Here is a 16,580-nt window from a genome sequence, read left to right as displayed (position 1 = left end):
ATTGAAATGGAAAAAGTACAACAAACAATTCGTGCGGCAAGAGGTACTGAGTTACAAACGAAAGGATGGGTTCAAGAAGCTGCACTTCGAATGTTAATGAACAATTTAGACCCTGAAGTAGCTGAAAAACCAGAAGAATTAGTTGTATACGGCGGAATTGGCCGTGCAGCTCGTAACTGGGAAAGCTACCATGCAATTGTTGATTCATTAAAAACGTTAGAAAACGATGAAACGTTACTTGTTCAATCAGGAAAACCGGTAGCAATTTTTAAATCACATGAAGATGCGCCTCGCGTTCTTTTAGCGAACTCAAACTTAGTACCGAAGTGGGCGAACTGGGATCACTTCCGTGAATTAGAGAAAAAAGGTCTTATGATGTACGGACAAATGACAGCGGGTAGCTGGATTTACATTGGGACACAAGGGATTTTACAAGGAACATATGAAACATTTGGTGAAGCGGCACGTCAACATTTCGATGGTTCATTAAAAGGTACTGTAACGATTACTGCTGGTTTAGGTGGCATGGGTGGCGCACAACCGCTTGCTGTAACGATGAACGGCGGTGTTGTAATTGCTATTGATGTAGATAAGCGTAGTATCGATCGTCGTATTGAAAAGAGATATTGCGATAAGTATACAGAATCATTAGAAGAGGCATTGGCTATTGCAAACGAATATAAAGAGAAGAAAGAGCCTATTTCAATTGGATTATTAGGTAATGCAGCAGAAATTTTACCTGAGTTAGTAAACCGTAATATTATCCCTGACTTAGTTACGGATCAAACTTCTGCCCACGATCCATTAAACGGTTATATTCCAGTAGGTTACACAGTAGAAGAAGCAGCGAAGCTTCGTGAAGAAAATCCAGAACGTTACGTACAATTATCAAAAGAAAGTATGAAAAAACATGTAGAAGCAATGCTTGCAATGCAAGAAAAAGGCGCGATTACATTTGATTACGGAAATAACATTCGCCAAGTTGCTTTCGATGAAGGATTAAAAAATGCTTTCGATTTCCCGGGATTCGTTCCAGCATTTATCCGTCCATTATTCTGTGAAGGAAAAGGACCGTTCCGCTGGGTAGCACTTTCTGGTGATCCAGAAGATATTTATAAAACAGACGAAGTTATTTTACGCGAGTTCGCGGATAATGAACATTTATGTAATTGGATTCGTATGGCACGTCAGCAAGTTGAGTTCCAAGGTCTTCCATCACGTATTTGTTGGCTTGGTTATGGCGAGCGTGCGAAATTTGGCCGCATTATTAATGAAATGGTGGCTAATGGTGAATTATCAGCACCGATCGTTATCGGCCGTGACCATTTAGATTGTGGATCAGTAGCATCTCCAAACCGTGAAACAGAATCTATGAAAGACGGTAGTGATGCAGTAGCAGACTGGCCAATTTTAAATGCATTAATTAACAGTGTAAACGGTGCAAGCTGGGTATCTGTTCACCACGGTGGTGGCGTTGGTATGGGGTATTCACTTCACGCTGGAATGGTTATCGTTGCAGATGGAACAGAAGCAGCGGCAAAACGTATTGAACGCGTATTAACTTCAGACCCTGGTATGGGTGTTATTCGTCACGTTGATGCTGGCTATGACTTAGCGGTTCAAACTGCGAAAGAAAAAGGCGTTAACATTCCAATGATGAAATAAGGAGGAAGAAACATGCTGGACACTTTACTAATAAATATCGGTCAATTACTAACAATGGATCAAGAAGATGGCTTGTTAAGACGGGAAGCGATGAACACGCTTCCTGTTATTGAAAACGGTGCTGTTGGAATTGAAAATGGCGTGATTACTTTCGTTGGAACAGCGGAAGAAGCTAAAGGATTACAAGCGAAAGAGGTTATTGATTGCGGCGGGAAAATGGTTTCTCCTGGTCTTGTAGATCCGCATACTCATCTTGTATTTGGTGGATCTCGTGAAAATGAAATCGCGCTAAAATTACAAGGAGTTCCATACCTAGAAATTTTAGAACAAGGTGGAGGTATTCTTTCAACTGTAAATGCAACGAAACAGGCATCGAAAGAAGAACTTGTTCAAAAAGCAAAATTCCATTTAGACCGTATGCTATCTTTCGGTGTAACAACCGTAGAAGCGAAGAGTGGTTACGGATTAGATGATGAGACGGAATGGAAACAATTAGAGGCAACTGCACAATTACAAAAAGAGCATTCAATTGATTTAGTTTCAACATTTTTAGGCGCTCATGCAGTTCCGAAAGAGTATAAAGGAAGATCGAAAGAATTTTTACAATGGATGCTAGATCTATTACCAGAAATGAAAGAGAAGCAATTAGCTGAGTTCGTTGATATTTTCTGTGAAACAGGTGTGTTCTCTGTAGAAGAATCAAAAGAATTTTTATTAAAAGCGAAAGAGCTTGGCTTTGACGTGAAAATTCACGCGGATGAAATCGACCCTCTAGGTGGTGCAGAAGCAGCAGCTGAAATTGGTGCAGCATCAGCGGATCATTTAGTTGGCGCTTCTGATAAAGGAATTGAAATGCTTGCGAATTCTAATACAGTAGCAACTTTATTACCAGGAACAACTTTCTATTTAAATAAAGAAAGCTTCGCACGCGGCCGCAAAATGATTGATGAAGGTGTTGCAGTTGCTTTAGCTACAGACTTTAACCCAGGTAGCTGTCCAACTGAGAATATTCAGCTTATTATGAGCATTGCGATGCTGAAACTGAAAATGACACCAGAAGAAGTCTGGAATGCGGTAACAGTGAACTCATCTTATGCCATTAATCGAGGCGATGTAGCTGGGAAAATTAGAGTTGGTCGTAAGGCGGATTTAGTTTTATGGGATGCTTATAATTACGCTTACGTACCGTACCATTACGGCGTAAGTCATGTAAATACAGTATGGAAGAATGGGAATATCGCATATACAAGAGGTGAACAATCGTGGAGCACGGCCACTATTTAAAGAAAAATGCAAAGTTTATCGATCGTGAAGTGACGAAATGGAGCGAAATGATTAAAAATTGGGAGGAAGGAGTGGAAATATTCGGTGCTGCCTTAATTGGAGCGCCCCTTTCTAAACCATCTATTAGTCATTCAGGAGCATGTTTTGCGCCAAAAACAATTCGTTCAATGTTGGATGCATATAGCACGTACGCAATTACAGAAGAACACGATATGAAAGAAAGTGTTCTTCATGATTGCGGTGATATTACGATGCATGTGACAAATATAAAAGAGAGTCATAACCGAATTGCGAAAACAGTTGGTCACTTGACGAGAGTAAATCCGAAAATGATACCAATCGTTCTTGGTGGTGATCACTCGATTAGTTTTCCGAGTATAACTGGTTTTGCAAATAGTAAAGGGAAGGTCGGTATTATTCAATTTGATGCTCATCATGATTTACGTAATTTAGATGATGGTGGTCCATCAAATGGTACACCGTTCCGTAGTTTGCTAGAAAATGATGTGATTACAGGAAAACAACTCGTTCAAATTGGGATTCGTAATTTTTCAAATGCACGAGCGTACCATGAATATGCAAAAGAGCATGGCGTGACAGTGTATACAATGAAAGATGTAAGAGAGCGAAAAATAAAAGATCTTATTTCAGAAAGTATTGAAGTATTAAGAAAACAAGATGTGACTTCTATTTATATTTCCCTTGATATGGACGTACTAGACCAAGCGTTTGCGCCAGGCTGTCCAGCAATTGGCCCTGGTGGGATGGATAGTACAACTTTACTTGATGCAATTGAATTCCTTGGTAAAGAGCCACTCGTTCAAGGGATGGATATAGTAGAAATTGATCCAACTCTTGATTTTAGGGATATGACGAGTAGAGTAGCTGCGCAAGTGATTATGAGTTTTCTTTTAGCGCGAGAAACGATTAGTAAACAGGTTAGTATATAAGCGAAGGATCGTGTGTGAAGTTTTGAAGCAACCGTCTTTGTCAGTATATGAAAATACATCGCTACTTATATGTAGTGATGTATTTTTTTGTTTTACAAGGTATATAAAATTGGAGAAAATGGGTGTAGAAATGTAACAAAATCGCGGGTTTTTTAGTGTTTCTGTACAGCTTGAATTTTTATGTGTAAATAAATTGACATAGAAAATAATTTTGTGATATTATAAAAATTTTGCTAAAAAAATAAATGTGTGTTAAGATTGAGAAGGTTACCATATATGGAGGTGGATTATTTGTTTCAAATTGGCGATAACATCGTTTATCCAATGCACGGAGCAGGTATAATTAAAGCCATAGAAGAAAAGGAAATCTCAGGAGAAAAAAGACAGTATTATGTTATAAAAATGTCGGCTAGTAATATGGAAGTAATGATTCCTATGGGGAAAATATTGAGTTCAAATATACGACCAGTTACAGATATAAAGGCATTAACAAACATAATAGATATTTTTCAGCATGGGGAATCAGATAGATTACTTACGTGGAAACAAAGGTATAAATTAAACACTGATAAAATAAAAACGGGTAAAATACAAGAAGGTGCTGAAGTTGTACGTGATTTATTACGTATGCAGAAAGAAAAAGCACTTAATGCAAGCGAAAAGAAAATGTTAGATAACGCACATGAATTTTTGATTAGTGAGCTGGGATTAATTGAAGGTATCACAGAAAATCAAATAAAAAGCTTTTGTTAAGATTCATTGTAGATAATGTATTACATCCCAAAAAAGATCTTGAATTTTTTGGGAATATAATTATAGAAAATCAATCATTTCAAAGACATTCAACTCTTTCAAACCACTTTTAGAGCATTAACCTCTTTTGTTATTACTACAATTTAATCCATTTTTATTTTTTAATTTCTTTTACGAATGTTCGAAGTTTAATTAAATAACTCAATAAAATAGTTACTTGATTTTTGCAATCCTGATTCACACTGGCACGGACGAGGAGCCGTAAGGATGAAAGAGAGGTAGGGCTTTCATTGTTTTAGGTATATAAGTTATTATTTTTAGAAGAATACTGAACCACTCCCACTTCTATTGTTAAGAGATTTTCCATATGTGAGGAGATAATAATTGCTTATTTTCTTTATTTAAAAGAGATAAACGAATTGTTAGCCTTATATGGTCAACTAAAAAAGGTTTCCTGCTTAGGAAACCTTTTTAATTTTTGTTTTTATCATTTTATTTGTTTAATATTCGAATATTTAGTGGTAAAGACGTATAAATTGACGTTACTATCTAAAAGTAAGTATGATGCGATTATAGTTAGATTTTTTTAGGGGGAAGAAAAATGACAAGTTCAAATAATAAAGCGGCAAGTATTTATGAAGGAACAAATATAAACGCTTGGGGGTCTTTTGAAAATATTGAAGAAACGAAGTTATTTCATCCGATTCAAATTGGATCTTGGTCTCTTCGTAATCGCATAGCGATGGCACCGATGACGAGATGTTTTGCAAATAATGAGACTGGGGTAGTTGGCACTGATGTAGTAGAGTATTATCAAAAACGTGCTGCTGATGGGATTGGATTAATTATTACAGAAGGAATTGTCATTAGCCCGAGAGCAAAAGGGAATCCGGGAGTACCAGGTATTTATACACAAGCGCAAGTCGATTCTTGGAAACCTGTTACAGAGGCAGTACATAAAGAAGGTGGAACGATTATTGCTCAAATATGGCATGTTGGACGTATGAGTCATCACGAAATAATTGGTGGTCAAATGCCGCAAGCGCCTTCTGCTATTGCTGCGGAGGGGAATGTTCCGCGTTTTCGTAAACCGTTTGATACACCAGAAGCAATGACAATAGAAGAAATAAAAGAAGTTATCGGTCAATATGCACAAGCCGCAAAGAATGCGATAGAAGCTGGATTTGATGGTGTAGAAATTCACGGTGCACACGGATATTTAATTGACCAATTTACTTATGAATTTGCGAATAAGCGTACTGATAAATACGGCGGTGACTTAAAACAAAGGTTAACGTTTATGAAAGAAGTTGTTCAGGCTGTAATTGAAGCAGTTGGAGCTGATAAAACGCTTCTTCGCTTCTCTGCCTTTAAAGGTGATAATCCTACTTATATGTGGGAACATCCTGAACTTGCAATTGAAACGTTTGTAAATATGTTTAAAGAAGTTGGATTAACGATGATTGACCCTTCAACGATGAATTATACGCAAGTTATTGCTGACGGCAAGAATTTTCATCAATTAGTAAGAAAGTATTGGGATGGTACTATCGTAGGAGTAGGTAATTTGAATCCGAAAGAGGCAGAAGAAACACTGCAAGAAGGAACAATTGATGTAGCGGCGTTCGGAAGACCATTAATCGCTAATCCAGATTTTGTTCAGCGAATTAAAAATGCTGAAAGTTTGGTTGAATATGACGCGAAAGAGCATCTTGCTACGTTAGTGTGAATAAGGATAAAAAGAGAACACATGGAGTGTTCTCTTTTTATTATGGAATTTCATATATAGGGGGAAGCGGAATGAGTGAAGCGCTACTCATTATTATTAGTATATTGCTCTTTTTGATGCTACTTTTAATTGTCTTTTTTATCATTACATTTTTTATTAAAAAACGGACGCATCATTCTATATTAAAACTGCATCCATACTTAGGTAGAATGCGCTATTTGCTCGAAAAAATAGGCCCGGAATTTCGGCAATATTGGTTTGATCATGATACTGACGGAAAGCCCTTTTCGCGCTACGATTTTCAAAGTGTTATGTTTCTAGCAAAATACCGTTCTGAAATACTTGGTTTTGGATCAAAACGAGATTTTGAGGAATCTGGCTATTATATTGCTAATACATTATTCCCCACATTAACAGATGAATTAAGTGTGAATCTCACGCAAGAACGTGAGGGGAAAAAATATATGATTCATAAAGAAGGGTTATTTTCAAGAAGAGAAAAATTGACAGCGGATACAACAAACCTTTGGTTGTATGAAGAAGAAGATGCAATTATAGTCGGCGAAAATCGTAAATATCCATGGAAACTGTATGGGATGTTTGGAGCGTCAGCGACATCTTACGGTGCGATTGGAGAAAATTATATTTTATCAGCTGGGTTTGGTGCAAAAATGGCAGGTGGTTCGTGGATTAATACTGGGGAAGGGGGCGTCATTCCAGAACATTTACATACGGGTGCAAATATCGTTGCCCAAATTGGTCCGGGATTATTTGGATACCGTGACGAGGACGGGAATTTTTCGATGAAGGAATTTATGGAGAAGGCGAAAGAAAGTAATATTAAAGCGTTTGAATTGAAATTTGGGCAAGGAGCAAAAATACGTGGTGGTCATTTAGAAGGACAGAAGGTAAATGAGAAAATCGCTTCCGTTCGGAAAGTACGAGAAGGAGAAACGATTAATTCGCCAAATCGTTTTTCATTTATTAGTAGTGCCGCAGAGGCTTTATATTTTATTCAAGATTTACAAGAAAACGGTGGTAAACCAGTAGGTATGAAAATTGTAATTGGTCAACAGAAGCCTTTGGAAGATTTATTAAAAGCAATGAAAGAATTAAACATCTATCCAGATTTTATTACAATCGACGGTTCAGAAGGTGGATCAGGGGCAACATATAAATCGATGGCAGATAGTATGGGGCTTCCGCTTATACCGGCACTACTTACATTTATTGATACAGCAAATCATTACGGTGTCAGGGATAAATTAAAGGTGTTTGCCTCCGGGAAATTAATCACGCCAGATAAAGTAGCGATTGCTTTAGCTATCGGTGCAGATGCCGTAAATTCAGCACGTGGATTCATGATGGCAAGTGGTTGTATTATGGCACTTCAATGTAATTCAGGGCAATGCCCATCGGGGGTTGCAACTACGAATCCACACTACCAAAAAGCATTAGATCCGTATGAGAAAAAATGGCGAGTAATGAACTATGTTATTAGTATGAGATATAGTTTGTTTTCATTAGCGGCAGCAGCAGGGGTAAAGAGCCCACGCCACTTAACGAGAGAGCATATTGTGTTTAAAGATGAGATGGGGAGAGTAGTTCCACTTTCGGAATTGTTTCCTTCCGTAATTGGGAAGTAAATATGTAGCTGAACAAAAAATAATCAAAAAAGTCATACATTTGTATGGCTTTTTTTGTTATAGGAAAAGTAGAAATTTATTACATGAATGTTCCCGCTTTTCGGTTGGTCTTTTTCCAACAGATTATTTGATGGATATAACTTATCAGAATATTGTTTTTGATGAAAAAATGAAATGATATCCGCATTGACAATAAAAACTAATTAGACTATAATAAATCTCGAATTCAAGATATTTTTTGAAGGATAGTCAAAATCATAAAATCAATATTTAAAATATAATCATAAGAACTATAGTTTTTTTGTGGATTATCTCGAATTCGAGATAATTTTTGAACTAAATGAAATGTGTTAGTTTTTTAGAGAAATACCTCAATTTTGAAAAAGATAGTATTGCGGATTGAACTTTATCATATGGACAAAATGAATAATGAATTTTAGCGAATAAACGTTTTTTGTAATGAAATAAAAAAAGGGGTGGAGAAAGTGGAAAAGAAAACGATGGGAATTCATCACATTACAGCAATCGTAGGTCACCCACAAGAAAATGTAGATTTTTATGCAGGTGTATTAGGATTGCGTTTAGTAAAACAAACAGTGAATTTTGATGATCCAGGTACGTATCATCTTTATTTTGGTAATACAGGAGGAAAGCCTGGAACAATTATTACGTTTTTCCCATGGGCAGGTGCTCGTCAAGGTATTATTGGGGACGGTCAAGTAGGCATTACGTCTTATGTCGTACCAAAAGGCACAATGGAGTTTTGGGAAAATAGATTAGAAAAATTCGACGTACCGTATACAAAAATGACTCGGTTTGGAGAACAGTATATAGAATTTGATGATCCACATGGTTTGCATATAGAATTAGTTGAAAGAGAAGAGGGCGAATTAAATAATTGGACTTTTGGGGAAGTTACGCCAGAAGTAGCAATTAAAGGATTTGGCGGTGCTGTTCTTTTATCTGCACAACCTCAAAAAACTGCTGAATTGCTAGAGCATGTTATGGGTCTTGAGAAAGTAGGAGAAGAGGGAGAGTTTATGCGGTTCCGTTCTTCTGCTGATATTGGAAATATTATCGATTTGAGATTATCAACAATTGGACGTGGGCAAATGGGTGTTGGTACAGTTCATCATATTGCTTGGAGAGCGAATGATGATGCTGATCAATTAGACTGGAAAGAGCATGTGTCTCGCTTTGGATATGGTGTAACCCCTGTACAAGATCGAAACTATTTTAACGCAATTTATTTTAGAGAACACGGCGAAATCTTATTTGAAATTGCAACAGACCCTCCTGGTTTTGCCCATGACGAATCTTTAGAGACGATGGGTGAGGAGTTAAAATTACCGGATCGATATGAACAACATAGAAAACAAATTGAACAGACACTCTTACCATTTGAAGTGAGAAATCTAGATTAAAGTGATTGAAAGGGGAAAAGGAATATGATGAAACATGTTTTTCAAAAAGGAAAAGATACGTCAAAACCAGTGTTGTTATTGCTTCATGGTACAGGAGGAAATGAATTAGATTTATTACCGCTTGCAGAAAGAATTGATCGGGAAGCTTCTGTATTAAGTGTTCGTGGAAATGTATTAGAAAATGGGATGCCTCGTTTCTTCCGCCGATTAGCAGAAGGTATTTTTGATGAAGAAGATCTTGTTTTCCGTACGAAGGAATTAAATGAATTTTTAAATGAAGCAGCAAAAACATATGAATTTGATAGAGATAATATCGTAGCTGTTGGGTATTCAAATGGAGCAAATATTGCGGCGAGCCTATTATTCCATTACAAAAATGCATTAAAAGGTGCAGTCCTTCATCACCCCATGGTGCCTAGAAGAGGAATAGAATTACCTAATTTAGCAGAGAAATTCGTATTTATCGCTGCTGGAACAAATGATCCAATTTGTTCACCTTCTGAGTCAGAGGAATTGAAGATGCTATTAGAAAATGTAGATGCTAATGTAACAATGCATTGGGAAAATAGAGGACATCAATTAACGATGAATGAAGTAGAGAAGGCAACAGAATGGTATGAAAAAATATTTTCACATGCATAAATAGTAGACTAAATCGAGTGTAAAATCATAAAGATTTTATACTCGATTTTTTTGTTGCAATTTAAGGGGTTAAAAGAGAATAGGAAAGTTATGTTAAAATATAAAGAAAATGTAGAATAATGGAGGGGAAGTATTAGATGTCAAACTACGAAAAGGAAGAAATGCTAACGGGAGGGAATGTCTCAAACGTATATCGTTCGGAAGATACTGTTCGACGAGAATTAAAGCAAGGCAGTACCAAAATTCATAAGCTATTAAATCATTTGGAAAACAAAGGTTTTAGTTATGCACCAAAGTTTTTAGGTATTGATGATAAAGATAGAGAGATATTATCATTTATTGAAGGAGAAGCTGGTAATTATCCTTTAAAAAAGTATATGTGGTCTAATGATGTTTTAAAAGAAATAGCGAAGATGCTCCGTCTTTATCATGATGCTGTGAGTGATTTCCCGTTATCAGATGATTGGAAACCGATGGATAATACTCCAAATAAAATAGAGGTTGTATGCCATAATGATTTTGCAATATACAACATTATTTTTAATAACGAAAAGCCAGTAGGTATTATCGATTTTGATGTTGCTGGTCCTGGACCAAGACTTTGGGACATAGCCTATACTCTTTACACTTGTGTCCCATTAAGTAGAGTTTATTATAAGGAAACAGGTGAGGCAGTTTATTATAGTTCATTACAGCATGCAGACCGCATAAAGCAAAGAGTTAAATTATTTTTTGAGTCCTATAAAAGTGATGGCATCGCCGAGGATTATTTGGAGATGGTACTTCTACGATTAGAAGGATTATGTAAATACATGAAAAGAAAAGCACTAGAAGGCGATATGAACTTCCAAAAGATGATAGATGAAGGGCATCTTGAACATTATGAAAATGATATTCAGTTTATTCGTAAACATGGAAAAGAGTGGATTTAATAAAATAAATCGTATACAAAAATAAAGCTCAGAGTCATATAGGGACTTTGAGCTTTTTAGTGTAGATGTTTTCCACAATAACTGAACTACTTATAATATCTTGTAGATGTATAGTTAAGAGTTTGTTACAGGATGAGCTGTAGCAATCGGTAATTGGATATCGACAGTTGTTCCTATGTTTAATTCACTGGAAATGAATAATTTCCCGTGATGCTCTTGAATGATTTTATAGCACATCATTAAGCCAAGGCCAGTTCCTTTTTCTTTCAAGCTATAAAAAGGTTCGCCAAGACGAGCCATGCGCTCTTCAGGAATCCCACAACCTTCATCCATAATGCGTATTGAAACAAAATCATTTTCTAACGAAGTTGTTTGAATGAAAATGTTACCACCATCAGGCATCGCCTCGATTGCATTTTTTAATATGTTAATCAAAACTTGTTTTAATTGATTACTGTCACATTGAATGTCAGAAATATAATCGAAATGATCCATGATGATATGAACGCTATGCATAATTGCTGTTGGTAAAATAAAAGTTACAACTTCTTCAATTAATGTTTGTACGTTGCATGTATGAATAAATAACACTTGTGGTTTAGACATCGCCATAAATTGGCTTGTTATAGATTCCATTTGTGAAATTTCACTCAACATAACGTCCACATACCATTTATTTTCCTCATTTATTTCTGGATGTAATAACGTTAAAAATCCTTTTAATGAAGTGAGCGGGTTTCTAATTTCATGGGCAATTCCAGCTGTCAGTTGTCCTACTACTGCAAGTTTTTCGGATTTCCGTAATAACTTTTCAGTTTCTTTTAGTTCGGTAACGTCTCTTCCCATCACTATAAGACCTTTGCGTGAGCCATCAGGATGGAAGAGTGGGACTTTTGAAATGCTTAAAACTAGGTCGAAATCATTTCTATGTATAATAAATTCCTCTCCGTGAAGAATTTGTCCTTTTTGCCATGTTAGTTCATCGACTTCTTCACAATGCAAAAAAGATTCGCGGTATGCTTCGTTATATTGAATGAGTTCATTATCTCTTTTTCCATGATAAGGAACGTTATGGAAATTGAAACAAGAAAGCGCATAGTCATTCGCTTCAAGCCAGCGTCCTTCATGGTCCTTAAAAATAACAAATGCAGGCATTGAATTCATTAATGTGCGTAATCGTTTCTCACTCTCTTGTAATACTTTCTCAATTCTTTCTGATTTTTCAAGGGGTTTCATAATGGCGTATACACCTGTTAAACGGTTTTTAACAAAAATAGGAACTAATTTTGTTACGACATCTAGTAAATATCCGTCTTTATGATAAATAGAGACGATATACTCTTTTTGATTGTCAGCTGCAGCATTTTTTATGTATTGTAGCACTTGATCAGAAATATGTGCTTCTAAAATAGAAGTGATTGTTTTCCGCTCTAATTCGTTAGAAGTATAACCTAATATTCTTTCCGCAGAGGGGTTAATATGTAAAATAACTCCTTCTAAATTCAATGAAATAATACTATCAGGGTTATGTTCAAAAAGAGATGCATACATTTCTGCTAAAGAACGATTTTGTATATGGTTTCGCAAGCGCTCCGATACGTTTGGGTGACGCTTTTTTTGCGTAGATGAATGTTTTTTACGACTCATAATATTTCCTCCGTACAACTAGCATCTAAAAAAGATGAATCTAGTACTAACTATAATATAGGTGCAATGTGTATTTCTATAAAAAATGGAAATTATATAATAAATTTTCTTTTTTATTTTTAGTGGAAGGTAAAAAAAGGTAGTAATAAGAGAATCTTATATTGCTTTATTAATATTTTCTAAGTTACATGAATGTATTTTCGTTATAACATTAGAATAGAAGAGGGGGAAGGAATATGAAAAATTATATTCAAGGAATTGATCATGTACAAGTAGCGGCGCCAGTAGGATGTGAAGAAGAAGCACGAGAATTTTATGGTAATAAAATTGGTATGGAGGAAATCCCAAAGCCAGAGGAATTAAAGAAGCGTGGTGGGTGTTGGTTTAAGTGTGGAAATCAAGAGATTCATATCGGAGTTGAGCAAAATTTTAATCCAGCTAAAAAAGCGCATCCAGCTTTTTATGTTTTGAAAATTAATGAATTTAAACAAGGGTTAATAAAGCAAGGTATTGAAGTAATAGATGATCATGCGCGACCAGATGTAATCAGATTTTACGTGTCAGATCCGTTTGGAAATCGAATTGAATTTATGGAAAATAAAAACTAGGTGGAGATCTACCTAGTTTTTTACACTTTTCTAAACAATCCTAATACTTCAACAGTCTCCGTAATATTAACGAATGCATGAGGATCAATTTCCGAAATCGTTAGTTTCATACTTGCTAATTCTTCACGTGAAACGACTGTCATAAGTACACGTTTTTTCTCGTTTGAATAAGCACCTTCACCATCAAGTAACGTAATTCCACGTACTACAGTTGAAAGAAGCTTTTTTTTCATTTCTTCCGCTTGATTTGTTACAATCATAAGTGTAACTTTACGATGTTTTGTATGAACGGCATCAATTACTTTACCAGTTACATAAATTGAAAGTAAGCTTGTAAGGGCAACATCCCAAGTGAAGAAAAATCCTGCAATGACAACAACAACTGTATTTAATGCAATAAGGAATCCACCAAGTTTAATATCTCGCTTGCGAGATAACAACATACCGATAATATCAAAGCCACCAGTTGAACCATGGCAGTTAAAGACAAGGCCAATACCAGCGCCGGCGATGACACCGCCAAATACAGATGATAAAAGTGGGTCTGTTGCTACGACTTTTATTGGAACATAGTATAATGCAACAGATAATACAATTACAGAAACAACCGTGTTAAAAATCACTTTTTTTCCAAGACCTATGTATCCTAAAATAAGGATAGGTAAGTTCAATACAAAGTTAATAATACCTGTGTTTACAGGGGTTACAATCCCTAAAATAATAGCAATTCCGCCAATTCCACTACTTAAAATTTTATGGGGGATAAGGAAAAGATTAAAGGCAATTGCGATAATAATAGAACCAAAAATAACACCAAGAAATCTGACCATCTCTTTCCCGTCCTTCACTAAATAATCATATTATTTCAAGATTATATATGAAATTGAAAGTTTTCGGGAAAAACAGTTTATTTCGGAAAATTAGATTAATCTAAATAGTTAGAGTGTTTGATAAATTGGGAGGGGATACAGATATGAAGATAACGACGTATCAACAGAAGAGTCCTTTAAAACAAGAGTGTGAGGATTCATTTTTTTGGAATGAAGATAAAATAATTTACGGTGTATGCGATGGAGCAACACCGTTAGTTCCATTTTGTGATGAAGAAGGACATAATGGAGCATACATCGCTTCACATTTATTTGCAAGTCATTTTACTTCGCTACGAGAGATCAATAGTTTACAAGATGAAGTTGCAAAGGCGAATGAATTATTGCAAAACAAGATGCTAGAGTACAAGGTTGATACGAGAAAAAAAGACCATCTGTGGTGTACATGTATTGCAGCAGTTCAAATAGAAGGCGATAAGCTTGAATATGCACAATTAGGTGATTGTATGATCGTTGCAATATTTCAGGATGGAGCGATAAGAGTATTAACGAAAGATACAGTTAAGGGAATTAGTAAACGCGCAAAAAAGAAGAGAGAAGAGGATCGTAAAAAAGGATTACCAGTCCCGGAAGAACATGTTTTTCAAGATGTTCGGGAGCAGTTGAAATACAACCGCTATCTTGCGAATGTGCCACACGGTTACGCAGTTGCAAATGGGATGAAAGAAGCGATGACTTATTTACAACATGGGGAATTACATGTAGCTGATGTAAGTGGGATCTTTATTTGTTCGGACGGATTGTTCCATCCGGAGTGGTCGTTAGAACAAATTGTGATATATATAAGAAAGAATAGTATAAAAGAATATGTAGCAATCATTGAAAGGCTAGAAGGAGAAAATAGAATAAGACCAGATGATAAAACAATTATTATAATTGATTTTTAAGGGGAGGAAGTTCAAATGGAAATTAAATGTGTAAATTTAACATTTCAAAATGAGTTAGTTCCTTTAGAAAAAGTAAATAAACTGATCATCCACCATACGTCAGAAGATGGCTGGGATGTGTATAAAACTCACGAATTTCATCAAAAGGTAAGAGGATGGAGCGGGATTGGTTACAATTATTTTATTGAAGAAGATGGAACTGTAGTCGAAGGACGAGGTTTACATATTGGAGCACATGCGAAAGATAATAATAGTGATACAATTGGAATATGTATGACGGGGAATTTTGATAAATATGATCCAACTGCTGCACAAATGAATTCATTATATTCTTTATGTAAAATGTTTATGAAGCAGTTTGCCATAGAGAAAGAAAATATACTCGGCCATAGGGAGTTAGAAGGGGTTACAAAAACTTGTCCAGGAAATCGCTTTTCTATGGTAGAGTTAAGAAAAGTATTATCTTAAATATAGAGGAGTAACGAATGATGATGAACATAAAAATACCGACTGATAAAAAAGAAGAGCTTGTAGCACAAATTCAGCAATTTTTCGTTGAAGAAGATTTAGATGAAATTGGACGTTTCCAAGCAGAACGTTTAATAGAAGAAATGATAAAGTTAGTAGGACCATTTGCATACAATCAAGCAATTGGAGATGCAAGAAAACTTGTAAGTGAGAAATTAACGAATATTGAAGAAGATTTATATGTGTTAGAGAAGAATGAAGGGAAATAAAAAAAGACTAGAAATTCTAGTCTTTTTTTATTTGATTAGCAGAAAAAAACATGGAAAAAACACGGAAAGGACATTGGAAGTACATCTTTTATTTTTAGAATATTCTTAGTTTTAAAATATTTTAGAAAGGAAGATTGTAATGAGATTAACTCCAAGAGAAATTGATAAACTGCTGGTAGTTGTTGCGGCTGATTTAGCTTATCGACGAAAGGAGAGAGGGCTTAAGTTAAACTATCCAGAAAGTATCGCTATTATTACGTATGAAATTTTGGAAGGAGCAAGAGATGGTAAAAATGTAGCGGAATTAATGGAGCTTGGAAAAAATATTTTAAGTGCTGAAGATGTTATGGATGGGATTGCAGACATGATATCAGATATTCAAGTTGAGGCAACTTTTCCTGATGGAACAAAATTAGTAACTATTCATCAACCAATTCATTAAAGGAAGTGAATGTTATGATCCCAGGGCAATATATCCTTGCGGAAGAAGACATAGTATGTAATGGAAATAAAAAAGCAACGAAAGTTAAGGTGTTAAATCAGGGAGATAGACCGATTCAAATTGGGTCTCATTACCACTTTTATGAAGTGAATGAGGCGTTAAAATTCAATCGTAGTGTAGCAATTGGACAACATTTAAATATTCCAGCGGGTACAGCGGTAAGATTCGAGCCTGGGGATGAAAAAACGATTGAATTAGTTCCGTACTCAGGGAAGCAAGAAGTATATGGATTTAAAAATAAAGTGGATGGCGATATTGAATCTTATAAAAAAAGAGGGAGATAG

Annotated in this window: 17 protein-coding genes; 15 read left to right on the top strand and 2 right to left on the bottom strand. The window is 35.7% G+C overall.

Annotation, left to right across the window (positions count from 1 at the left end):
- The first annotated feature begins 6 nt into the window (after window positions 1–6).
- From hutU to I6L50_RS23885, 9 genes are all read left to right on the top strand, one after another.
- A complete protein-coding gene (gene hutU / locus I6L50_RS23925) occupies window positions 7–1,665 on the top strand; it encodes a urocanate hydratase (protein ID WP_219303320.1) in 1,659 nt (552 codons plus the stop codon).
- A gap of 12 nt (window positions 1,666–1,677) precedes the next feature.
- Window positions 1,678–2,949 (top strand): imidazolonepropionase, encoded by a 1,272-nt coding sequence (hutI, locus tag I6L50_RS23920; RefSeq protein ID WP_000887531.1) that lies wholly within the window; start codon window positions 1,678–1,680, stop codon window positions 2,947–2,949.
- The gene (gene hutG / locus I6L50_RS23915) at window positions 2,928–3,899 is read left to right on the top strand and encodes a formimidoylglutamase (protein ID WP_219303319.1); all 972 of its coding nucleotides are present in this window, start codon (window positions 2,928–2,930) and stop codon (window positions 3,897–3,899) included. Before hutI ends, hutG begins: the two co-directional genes overlap by 22 nt.
- A gap of 291 nt (window positions 3,900–4,190) precedes the next feature.
- Window positions 4,191–4,652, top strand: coding sequence for a CarD family transcriptional regulator (locus I6L50_RS23910; RefSeq protein ID WP_170935206.1), 462 nt, complete (start codon window positions 4,191–4,193; stop codon window positions 4,650–4,652).
- A 601-nt stretch (window positions 4,653–5,253) separates the two neighbouring features.
- Window positions 5,254–6,381 (top strand): alkene reductase, encoded by a 1,128-nt coding sequence (locus I6L50_RS23905; RefSeq protein ID WP_219303318.1) that lies wholly within the window; start codon window positions 5,254–5,256, stop codon window positions 6,379–6,381.
- Window positions 6,382–6,452: 71 nt separating this feature from the next.
- Entirely contained in the window at window positions 6,453–8,027 is a 1,575-nt protein-coding gene (locus I6L50_RS23900) for an FMN-binding glutamate synthase family protein (RefSeq protein ID WP_002167824.1), read from the top strand.
- A gap of 485 nt (window positions 8,028–8,512) precedes the next feature.
- Window positions 8,513–9,451 carry a ring-cleaving dioxygenase gene (locus I6L50_RS23895; protein WP_219303317.1) on the top strand — a complete coding sequence of 313 codons (939 nt, stop codon included), beginning with the start codon at window positions 8,513–8,515 and terminating at the stop codon, window positions 9,449–9,451.
- 27 nt (window positions 9,452–9,478) lie between these two features.
- Entirely contained in the window at window positions 9,479–10,093 is a 615-nt protein-coding gene (locus tag I6L50_RS23890; RefSeq protein ID WP_002137739.1) for an alpha/beta hydrolase, read from the top strand.
- Between the two features lie 137 nt (window positions 10,094–10,230).
- On the top strand, window positions 10,231–11,025 hold the full coding sequence (locus tag I6L50_RS23885; RefSeq protein WP_219303316.1) for a phosphotransferase: 795 nt from the start codon (window positions 10,231–10,233) through the stop codon (window positions 11,023–11,025).
- A 114-nt stretch (window positions 11,026–11,139) separates the two neighbouring features.
- Here I6L50_RS23885 and I6L50_RS23880 read toward each other — a convergent pair whose 3' ends face one another.
- On the bottom strand, window positions 11,140–12,672 hold the full coding sequence (locus I6L50_RS23880) for a BA3702 family sensor histidine kinase (protein ID WP_219303315.1): 1,533 nt from the start codon (window positions 12,670–12,672) through the stop codon (window positions 11,140–11,142).
- Between the two features lie 236 nt (window positions 12,673–12,908).
- On the opposite strand from I6L50_RS23880, the gene I6L50_RS23875 reads away from it, so the two are divergent.
- The gene (locus tag I6L50_RS23875) at window positions 12,909–13,280 is read left to right on the top strand and encodes a VOC family protein (protein ID WP_002087825.1); all 372 of its coding nucleotides are present in this window, start codon (window positions 12,909–12,911) and stop codon (window positions 13,278–13,280) included.
- A 20-nt stretch (window positions 13,281–13,300) separates the two neighbouring features.
- Here I6L50_RS23875 and I6L50_RS23870 read toward each other — a convergent pair whose 3' ends face one another.
- Window positions 13,301–14,110 (bottom strand): YitT family protein, encoded by an 810-nt coding sequence (locus tag I6L50_RS23870; RefSeq protein WP_219303314.1) that lies wholly within the window; start codon window positions 14,108–14,110, stop codon window positions 13,301–13,303.
- Between the two features lie 143 nt (window positions 14,111–14,253).
- Between I6L50_RS23870 and I6L50_RS23865 the strand changes: the two genes are divergently transcribed.
- The 5 genes from I6L50_RS23865 to I6L50_RS23845 all read left to right on the top strand — a co-directional run bounded on the left by I6L50_RS23865 (window position 14,254) and on the right by I6L50_RS23845 (window position 16,580).
- On the top strand, window positions 14,254–15,057 hold the full coding sequence (locus tag I6L50_RS23865) for a protein phosphatase 2C domain-containing protein (protein WP_219303313.1): 804 nt from the start codon (window positions 14,254–14,256) through the stop codon (window positions 15,055–15,057).
- A 15-nt stretch (window positions 15,058–15,072) separates the two neighbouring features.
- Window positions 15,073–15,525: a peptidoglycan recognition protein family protein gene (locus I6L50_RS23860; protein ID WP_219303312.1), complete on the top strand. Its 453-nt coding sequence runs from the start codon at window positions 15,073–15,075 to the stop codon at window positions 15,523–15,525.
- A gap of 17 nt (window positions 15,526–15,542) precedes the next feature.
- Window positions 15,543–15,794, top strand: coding sequence for a DUF2164 domain-containing protein (locus tag I6L50_RS23855; protein ID WP_002087817.1), 252 nt, complete (start codon window positions 15,543–15,545; stop codon window positions 15,792–15,794).
- Window positions 15,795–15,933: 139 nt separating this feature from the next.
- Entirely contained in the window at window positions 15,934–16,236 is a 303-nt protein-coding gene (locus I6L50_RS23850) for an urease subunit gamma (RefSeq protein WP_001241327.1), read from the top strand.
- Window positions 16,237–16,250: 14 nt separating this feature from the next.
- Window positions 16,251–16,580 carry an urease subunit beta gene (locus I6L50_RS23845; protein WP_219303311.1) on the top strand — a complete coding sequence of 110 codons (330 nt, stop codon included), beginning with the start codon at window positions 16,251–16,253 and terminating at the stop codon, window positions 16,578–16,580.

The organism is Bacillus sp. FDAARGOS_1420 (assembly GCF_019344915.1).
GTDB lineage: Bacteria > Bacillota > Bacilli > Bacillales > Bacillaceae_G > Bacillus_A > Bacillus_A mycoides.
This window is presented reverse-complemented; position numbering and strand designations above follow the sequence as displayed.

Coding starts and splice junctions, on each gene's coding strand:
- I6L50_RS23850 (WP_001241327.1), top strand. CDS start 15,934: ATGAGATTAACTCCAAGAGAAATTGATAAACTGCTGGTAGTTGTTGCG.
- hutI (WP_000887531.1), top strand. CDS start 1,678: ATGCTGGACACTTTACTAATAAATATCGGTCAATTACTAACAATGGAT.
- I6L50_RS23845 (WP_219303311.1), top strand. CDS start 16,251: ATGATCCCAGGGCAATATATCCTTGCGGAAGAAGACATAGTATGTAAT.
- I6L50_RS23870 (WP_219303314.1), bottom strand. CDS start 14,110: ATGGTCAGATTTCTTGGTGTTATTTTTGGTTCTATTATTATCGCAATT.
- I6L50_RS23900 (WP_002167824.1), top strand. CDS start 6,453: ATGAGTGAAGCGCTACTCATTATTATTAGTATATTGCTCTTTTTGATG.
- hutU (WP_219303320.1), top strand. CDS start 7: ATGGAAAAAGTACAACAAACAATTCGTGCGGCAAGAGGTACTGAGTTA.
- I6L50_RS23905 (WP_219303318.1), top strand. CDS start 5,254: ATGACAAGTTCAAATAATAAAGCGGCAAGTATTTATGAAGGAACAAAT.
- I6L50_RS23860 (WP_219303312.1), top strand. CDS start 15,073: ATGGAAATTAAATGTGTAAATTTAACATTTCAAAATGAGTTAGTTCCT.
- I6L50_RS23880 (WP_219303315.1), bottom strand. CDS start 12,672: ATGAGTCGTAAAAAACATTCATCTACGCAAAAAAAGCGTCACCCAAAC.
- I6L50_RS23865 (WP_219303313.1), top strand. CDS start 14,254: ATGAAGATAACGACGTATCAACAGAAGAGTCCTTTAAAACAAGAGTGT.
- I6L50_RS23855 (WP_002087817.1), top strand. CDS start 15,543: ATGATGATGAACATAAAAATACCGACTGATAAAAAAGAAGAGCTTGTA.
- I6L50_RS23875 (WP_002087825.1), top strand. CDS start 12,909: ATGAAAAATTATATTCAAGGAATTGATCATGTACAAGTAGCGGCGCCA.
- I6L50_RS23890 (WP_002137739.1), top strand. CDS start 9,479: ATGAAACATGTTTTTCAAAAAGGAAAAGATACGTCAAAACCAGTGTTG.
- I6L50_RS23885 (WP_219303316.1), top strand. CDS start 10,231: ATGTCAAACTACGAAAAGGAAGAAATGCTAACGGGAGGGAATGTCTCA.